Below are 2,229 nucleotides of genomic sequence, written 5' to 3'. Positions count from 1 at the left end.
GTTGAATATCAAGCCGGTGTCTCTCCTCCGGCTCGATAAGGCGCTGGAGATGCGCATATTCCGCAATCGTCCGGCCGAGATTGTCCCACATGCCGATGACAATGCGCTCTATCTCTTCCGGCGAGAGTTCCGGCATTGCGAGCGCGAGATTGCTCCGCGCGCGATTGGTAACGCCCATCCGCGGTCCGATCTGACGCCCGAGCCAGCCGCCCACCGCCGAGGCACGGTCCACACCAAGCGCGCCAAAAATGCCGAGCGCGAGCCGCAGCCCTGCATATTCGGCGAGGTGTACCCATTTTTTATTGCGCGCCATATCGACCGATTCTTCTGCTTCTTCGAGGCTCGCTTATACCATCTTATCCACGCCGTCTCGCTCGTGTGACAGCATCGCGTATCAGCGCCATCAACGTGTCGATCTCGGCAATATGCGCGCGGACGGGCAGGGTAGCCGTCATCTCGGCAAGCCGGGCAAGCGGCGTGCCGGGTGCCGCATGGGTGAGCCGAACCGCATCCTTTTCCGTGGTAATGAGCCGTGCATCCAGCTCGCGCGCGCGCACCAGAAGCGCCAGCGCATCACTGTCGCGATAGACATGGTGATCGGGATAAGAGACCGTCTCGGCAATCTCCGCACCGAGATCGCGCAAGGTCTGGAAGAACTTGTCAGGCCGCCCGATCCCGGCAAAGGCAAGGAGGGGGCCGCCTGTTTCGGGCGGAGAAGGGGGCCGCACGATGGATCGGAAAACAGGAATGCCGCGCGCCCGCGCCCGCGCCGCGATGCCATCCCCCGCATGGCCGCGCCCCGTCAGGATCACGGCATTGGTGCGGGCAAGCGCGCTGTCCACCTTCTCGCGCAACGGGCCGGCGGGGATGAGGCGGCCATTGCCAAGCCCCACCGCTGCGTCCACCACCAATATCGAGAAATCCTTGGCGAGTGACGGATTCTGAAAACCGTCATCCATGATGATGAGGCCGGCGCCGCCGCGCTCCGCCGCCGCCGCGCCTTTGGGCCTGTCTGCCGCCACCCATGTGGGAGCAACGGCGGCAAGCAACAGCGGTTCATCCCCTACATCGTGCGCGCCATGATGAAACGGGTCAACACGGATCGGCCCGCGCTCGCGCCCGCCATAGCCGCGGCTTAAGAAATGAACTCGCTCGCCCTGCTTGAGCAGAAGCGAGGCGATGGTCATGGCAACGGGCGTCTTGCCGGCACCGCCTGAGGTGATGTTGCCGATACAGATGACCGGAAGAGTGCTTTGCACCGGCTTTGCCAGTTGGCGCTTGAGGCCGCCCGCCGCGCCATAGAGAAAACCCGCAGGTGCCAGAAGCCGCGCTGCGATGCCCGTCCGGTTGCGCGATGCCGGATACCAGAAACGCGGCTCACGCATGGGCGGTATCCTTCTGATCCGCTGTCGTGCGGAGAAGGGCGAGAAGCGCATCCGCGGTGCGAGCTGTCGCGCCGCTGCCCTGGCTCGCAAGGCTGTAGGCCGCCTCCGACATGCGCATGCGCACCGCTTCATCGGAGAGCAGACGGTCCACCACATCGGAAAGGTCTGTGGTACCGATCACGCGCTGCATGGCGTTCTTTGCCGTGAAGTCCTCGTAAGGTTCCGCGAAATTGAAATCGCATGGTCCGGCGATGAGCGCGCAGCCAAGCCGGGCCGCTTCGTATGGGTTGTGCCCGCCCGTCCTGTTGTCGAGTGTACCGCCGATAAAGGCGATGTCACACAGCGTATAGAAAAGCCCCATCTCCCCCAGCGTGTCGGCGAGATAGATCGCTGTCGTGGAAGTTACAGGTTCGCCAGCCTTTCGCTGCGCAACGGTGAGGCCGAGGGCGCGAAGCTCGCTTGCAATTTTATCTCCCCGCACGGGATGGCGCGGTACGATGATTGTCAACAGGTCGGGAAAGCGCGTGACAAGCGCCAGATGCACCTCTGCTGCGATGCGCTCTTCACCTTCATGCGTGCTGCTTGCAAGCCAGAGCGGACGAGGACCGATTTCGAGGCGAAGCTGCTCCAGCGCCGCAGGCTCACAGGCGAGCGCCGCCGCGTCATGTTTGAGATTGCCCGGTTCCGCGACATCTCCCGCACCCAGAAGCCTCAGCCGCGCCGCGCTCGCGCCATCCTGCGCCATCAGCAGGCGGAAGCGTGACAGGAGATCGCAGATAAAGCCCGGCGCGCGCCGCCAGTTGCGGAAGGAGCGTTCGGTAATGCGCGCATTCACAAGCGCAAG

2 protein-coding genes and 1 pseudogene are annotated in these 2,229 nt (G+C 63.8%); all 3 read right to left on the bottom strand.

Going from position 1 to position 2,229, the window contains the following annotated elements:
• Positions 1 to 313, bottom strand: a pseudogene (locus tag WBF74_RS14335) (lipid A biosynthesis lauroyl acyltransferase); the annotation flags it as partial.
• A gap of 43 nt (positions 314 to 356) precedes the next feature.
• Entirely contained in the window at positions 357 to 1,385 is a 1,029-nt protein-coding gene (gene lpxK / locus WBF74_RS14330) for a tetraacyldisaccharide 4'-kinase (protein ID WP_424441111.1), read from the bottom strand.
• A partial coding sequence (locus WBF74_RS14325) for a 3-deoxy-D-manno-octulosonic acid transferase (protein ID WP_424441109.1) occupies positions 1,378 to 2,229 on the bottom strand: 852 nt, incomplete at its 5' end. The genes lpxK and WBF74_RS14325, both read right to left, overlap by 8 nt.

The sequence above is a fragment of the Parvibaculum sp. genome, from assembly GCF_049672805.1.
Taxonomy (GTDB): domain Bacteria; phylum Pseudomonadota; class Alphaproteobacteria; order Parvibaculales; family Parvibaculaceae; genus Parvibaculum.
Note: the sequence above shows the minus strand (reverse complement) of the source record. Positions and strands in the feature narration are given on the sequence as shown.

Excerpts from the sequence above, each read along its gene's own strand:
- lpxK (WP_424441111.1), bottom strand. The coding sequence starts at position 1,385 with ATGCGTGAGCCGCGTTTCTGGTATCCGGCATCGCGCAACCGGACGGGC.